Annotated in this window: 5 protein-coding genes and 1 pseudogene; 3 read left to right on the forward strand and 3 right to left on the reverse strand. The window is 70.7% G+C overall.

Annotated elements, in window-relative coordinates:
• Window positions 1-1,218: amidohydrolase family protein (locus ACJ73U_RS44010; protein ID WP_407783743.1), on the forward strand; the 1,218-nt coding region annotated here is incomplete at its 5' end.
• A gap of 104 nt (window positions 1,219-1,322) precedes the next feature.
• On the opposite strand, the gene ACJ73U_RS44015 is transcribed toward ACJ73U_RS44010, so the two are convergent.
• The 3 genes from ACJ73U_RS44015 to ACJ73U_RS44025 all read right to left on the reverse strand — a co-directional run bounded on the left by ACJ73U_RS44015 (window position 1,323) and on the right by ACJ73U_RS44025 (window position 3,896).
• A complete protein-coding gene (locus tag ACJ73U_RS44015; protein WP_407783744.1) occupies window positions 1,323-2,009 on the reverse strand; it encodes an SDR family oxidoreductase in 687 nt (228 codons plus the stop codon).
• A gap of 157 nt (window positions 2,010-2,166) precedes the next feature.
• A complete protein-coding gene (locus ACJ73U_RS44020) occupies window positions 2,167-3,255 on the reverse strand; it encodes an inositol-3-phosphate synthase (protein WP_407783745.1) in 1,089 nt (362 codons plus the stop codon).
• A gap of 80 nt (window positions 3,256-3,335) precedes the next feature.
• Complete coding sequence (locus tag ACJ73U_RS44025; protein ID WP_407783746.1) at window positions 3,336-3,896, reverse strand: PadR family transcriptional regulator; 561 nt, start codon at window positions 3,894-3,896, stop codon at window positions 3,336-3,338.
• A gap of 260 nt (window positions 3,897-4,156) precedes the next feature.
• On the opposite strand from ACJ73U_RS44025, the gene ACJ73U_RS44030 reads away from it, so the two are divergent.
• Together ACJ73U_RS44030 and ACJ73U_RS44035 are read left to right on the forward strand one after the other, a co-directional pair.
• Window positions 4,157-4,561, forward strand: coding sequence for a DUF5318 domain-containing protein (locus tag ACJ73U_RS44030; protein ID WP_407783747.1), 405 nt, complete (start codon window positions 4,157-4,159; stop codon window positions 4,559-4,561).
• Between the two features lie 84 nt (window positions 4,562-4,645).
• Window positions 4,646-5,129, forward strand: a pseudogene (locus ACJ73U_RS44035) (hypothetical protein); the annotation flags it as partial.

The raw sequence follows: 5,129 nt of genomic DNA on the forward strand, positions 1-5,129 counted from the left end.
GACGACTCCGGCCGCCTCGGTTACGTCGGCCCGTTCGCGTCGGCACCTCGGTTCACCGGCCCGGCGCGGTCGCTGCCCGGCATCCTGCTGCCCGGCATGATCAACACCCACGCGCACAGCCCGATGACCGTATTGCGCGGGATGGGTGGCGACCTGCCGCTGATCCGGTGGCTGGAGGAGATCATCTGGCCCGCGGAGTCGCTGCTGTCGCCGGCGGACATCGAGGCGGGCATGCTGCTCGGCTCCGTGGAGATGCTGCGCAACGGCATCACGACGAGCGTCGAGCAGTACTTCCAGCCCGAGCGCATGATCCGCGCCGTGCTCGCAACGGGTGGACGGATGGTGCTCGGCCCGGCCGTCGTCGACACGCCGGGCCACAACTGGCGCACGCAGCTGGACGAGGTGAGCGCGCGCATCGACGTGGACGGGCTGCGGCCGCACGACCGGATCGAGATCGGGTACGGCCCGCACTCGGCGTACACGCTCACCCCGGCCGCGCTGACGACGGTCGCCGAGGCGGCCCGGTCACGGGACGCGTTGCTGCTGCTGCACGTGGCGGAGTCGCTGGCCGAGGACACGGCACAGCGGGCGGAGTACGGCTCGGTGCCGCGGCTGCTGGCGAAGCTCGGCCTGCTGGAGGGGCGAACTCTGGCCGCGCACTCGGTCCACCTGTCCGACGAGGACATCGCGATCTTCGCGACGCACGACGTCGCGGTCGCGCACTGCCCCGGCTCGAACGCGAAGCTGGCGTCGGGCATCGCCCGGTTGCCGGCACTGCGGGCCGCGGGCGTGCGCGTCGGCCTCGGCACCGACGGTCCGGCGAGCAACGACGACCTGGACCTGTGGGAGGAGATGCGCCTCTCGGCACTGCTCGCCCGCCTGTCCACCATGGACTCCTCGGCACTGACCGCGGCGGACGTGCTGCTCCTGGCCACCCGCGGCGGTGCGGCGGCGATCGGCCGCGACGACCTCGGCGTGCTGGAGCCCGGCCGCTGGGCGGACGTCGTGCACGTGGACGTGTCGTCGGAGGCGTTCGCGTCGGGCCTGTCGGTGCCCAACGAGCACCTGCTGGCCAACCTGGTGTGGGCGGCGGGCGCCCGCGACGTGCGGGACGTCTGGGTGGGTGGCGAGCAGGTGATCGCCGACCGCGAGCCGACGAGGGTCGACCGCGCGAAGGTCCAGGCCGACGCGGGCGCGGTGACGGCGCGGCTCCGCTAGCCCCGATTCCCGCACATGATCGAGTTTTGGCTGATCACGCGCTTGAGCCGGCGCAGCGTCCCGATCATCGCCGCAGGTCGGCGGTCCATGTGCGGGATACCCGGCTAGCTCGGTTGGCGGATCACGATCTCGTGGACGTGGGCGTCGCGCGGGGTGGTGATGGCGGCCCTGATGATGGCGGCCACCGACTCGGGGCGCATGTAGTGCTCGGGCACGTAGTCGCCGCCCTCGAAGCGGCGGACGTCGCGTTGCATGTCCGTTGCCGTGCGACCGGGGTGGACCGAGGTCACGCGGAGGCCGTTCGGCTCCTCTTCCGCGCGGAGCACGTCCGCGTAGGCGCGGAGGGCGAACTTGCTCGCCGCGTAGGCGCCCCAGCGGGGGTTGGCCTTCAGGCCGGAGCCGGAGTTGACGAGCACGACGTGGCCGGCGGTCGCGCGTAGCGCGGGGAGCAGCAGGCGGGTCAGCTCCACCACCGCGACGACGTTGATCTCGTACGAGTCGCGCCAGTCGGCGGCCGTCAGGTCGGCCAGGGCGCCCAGGCGGGAGATGCCGGCCGAGTGGACCAGCACGTCCAGCCGGTCGATGCCGGCGACCGCGCCGGTCAGGGCCTTCTCGTCGGTCAGCTCGGCAACCCACGGGCGGGCCGACGGCAGCCCGGCGGCCAGCGACGCGAGCGCTTCCCCGTCACGGCCGCCGAGCAGCAGGTCGTGCGTGTCGCCGAGGGCAACGGCTGTGGCCCTGCCGATGCCGCGGGACGCGCCGGTGATCAGGGCTGACGGTCGGTCGGTCATGCCCTCAACCATAGGGTTCGGCGCTTCTTACACGCCGCCGCGGTTCGGCTCGCGCGCTGCGTGACCGGGAGAGGGTTGATCACGGTCACACGGGTGGGCATGACACGGGGCCCGCGCGGCGTACGACCACCGCACGGGCCCCGAAGAGGAACAGCGGTCAGCGCTCCAGCTCGCCCGCGATGAACTTCTCGACCGCGTCGTAGGCCTCCGAGTCGGAGTACTGCTCCGGCGGGGACTTCATGAAGTACGACGACGCCGACAGGATCGGGCCGCCGATGCCGCGGTCCAGGGCGATCTTGGCGGCGCGCACCGCGTCGATGATCACACCCGCGGAGTTCGGCGAGTCCCAGACCTCGAGCTTGTACTCCAGGCTCAGCGGCACGTCGCCGAACGCCTTGCCCTCCAGGCGCACGTAGGCGAACTTGCGGTCGTCGAGCCACGGCACGTGGTCCGACGGGCCGATGTGCACGTCCGCCTTGGCCATCTCGTGCGGGATCTGCGAGGTGACCGCCTGCGTCTTGGAGATCTTCTTGGACTGGAGGCGCTTGCGCTCCAGCATGTTCATGAAGTCCATGTTGCCGCCGAAGTTGAGCTGGTACGTGCGCAGCAGCTCGACCCCGCGGTCCTCGAACAGCTTGGCCAGCACTCGGTGCGTGATGGTGGCGCCGACCTGGGACTTGATGTCGTCGCCGACGATCGGCACGCCGGCCTCGGTGAACTTGGCGGCCCACACCGGGTCGGACGCGATGAACACCGGCAGTGCGTTGACGAACGCGACGCCGGCGTCGATGGCGGCCTGGGCGTAGAAGCGGTCCGCGTCCTCCGAGCCGACCGGCAGGTAGGACACCAGCACGTCGACCCGGGCCTCGCGCAGCGCCGCCACGATGTCGACGGGCTCCTCGTCGGACTCGGTGATCATCTCGCGGTAGTAGTCGCCCAGCCCGTCGAACGTGTGGCCGCGCTGGACGGTCACGCCGAGGGGCGGCACGTCGCAGATCTTGATCGTGTTGTTCTCGCTCGCGACGATCGCCTCGGACAGGTCGCGGCCGACCTTCTTGGCGTCGACGTCGAACGCGGCGACGAACTCCACGTCCCGGACGTGGTAATCGCCGAACTGAACGTGCATCAGGCCTGGTACGCGGGTTTCAGGGTCCGCGTCGTGGTAGTAGTGCACGCCCTGCACGAGCGAAGCCGCGCAGTTGCCAACCCCGACGATCGCGACCCGGACACTGCGGTTCTCGCCCATGCCGGTACTCCCTTCTACTGCCGCGGCCACTCCCGAGCCGCGGCGATGCCGAGTGCAGATCCGCACTGACCTGCCGACGCCTACTCGACGCCGTCCTGTCGTTCCTTCCGCTCCCTCTGTTCCTCCGCGATCAGCTCGTTGAGCCAGCGGACCTCCCGCTCGCTGGCCTCCAACCCGAGCCGATGCAACTCGCGGGTGTAGCGGTCGATCTGCTCACCCGCTCGCGCCATCGAGGCGCGCAGTCCCTCTCGCCGTTCCTCCACCCGACGCCGGCGGCCTTCGAGGATGCGCATCCTGATCTCCGCGGGCGTGCGGGAGAAGAACGCCATGTGCACGCCGAACCCCTCGTCGTCGTAGGCCTGGGGGCCGACGTCGGCGAGCATCTCGGCGAAGCGTTCCTTGCCTTCCGCGGTGAGCTTGTAGACGCGCTTGGCGCGTTTGCCCCACGAACCGCGAGCCGCGTCCTCCTGCGGGTCCTCCTCGACGATGAGCCCGGTCTTCAGCAACCGGCGCAGCGTGGGGTAGAGCGAGCCGTACGAGAACGCGCGCAGCGTGCCGAGCATGTCGAACAGCCGTTTGCGCAGCTCGTAGCCGTGCATCGGGGCCTCGTGCAACAACCCGAGGATGGCGAACTCGAGCATTTGCCACCTCTCTCCATCGCACCGACCTACCTGCTCACTATATCGCCCCGATACATCCACGTGGTCTCCGGAAGTGGACGTGGTCGTGATCACGCTGGGAACCAGCGGGTGAAACCACGCGGAGGTGTGACGATCAGACGCAGGTCAACGCCGTGACAGACATGCGGACATCACTTCTTCGACCCAGAGTGGCGACAGGTCAGCGCGCCGGACGCCAAACAGCTCGTGGACGTGGTAACGGCTCCGCGTAGGCTGTCCCCGTGCGTACACAGCGGCAGGTGGTCGACTACGCGTTGCAGCGCAAGGCGCTGCTCGCGGAGGTGCACTCTGGCCGCGTCGGCACCATGGACGTGTGTGACGCCAATCCGTACCTGCTGCGGGCCGCCAAGTTCCACGGCGCGCCGAGCGACGTGACCTGCCCCGTCTGCCGCAAGGAGCCGCTGACGAAGGTCGCCTGGGTATACGGTGACGAGCTCAAGCACGCGTCCGGTTCGGCGCGGGCGCCGGAGGAGCTGGCGCGCATGGCCGCGCTCTTCGCCGAGTTCACCGTCTACGTCGTCGAAGTTTGCCGCACCTGTGGATGGAACCACCTGGTGCAGTCATACGTCCTGGGGACGGGCGGACTTGACACCCACAAGCCACGGAGGAGGACAGCGGCGGAGTGAAACCCACCGTTTTGCCTGCTCCGAGACTGATGACCACCGTACGGCGGCACACGCGTGCCCGCCGCTCTGGGAGGCCTGCTCATCGTGAGTGACCATCGCAACCACCGGTATCGCGCGAGCGAGCCGGAATGGCCGACTGGCGAGGACTCGGACCCGCGCGCGTCGAAGCCGAAGCAGCAGGAGGAGCGGACCGGCTTCTGGAGCCCGCTCTGGGAAGACGACGAAGACCACCAGCGGCCTGCCCGGCCCGCGAACGGCAACGGCCGCCACGAGCGGTCGAACGGGCAGGGGCACAACGGCTCCGGTGCGCCGGCGGCCGCCGGCGCGAACGGCCAGCCCCGCAACGGGGCCGGCGGCCACGCACGCAAGGACGGCGGCGGCGGCAACCACGCGTGGCCGGAGGCCGAGCCGCCCGCGGCGCCACGTCGTGCCGAGCCACCACCCGCCCCGCCCCGCCCGGCACCCCGCCGCGCCGCGCCGAACGGCAGCCCGAGTGGCGGCCCGAACGGCGGCACCCCCGCGTGGCCGAGCGCCGAGGAGCCACCGGCGCCCCGCCGGCCCGCCGGCC

Origin of the sequence: Actinophytocola sp. (genome assembly GCF_045807065.1) — a bacterium.
Lineage (GTDB): Bacteria > Actinomycetota > Actinomycetes > Mycobacteriales > Pseudonocardiaceae > Actinophytocola.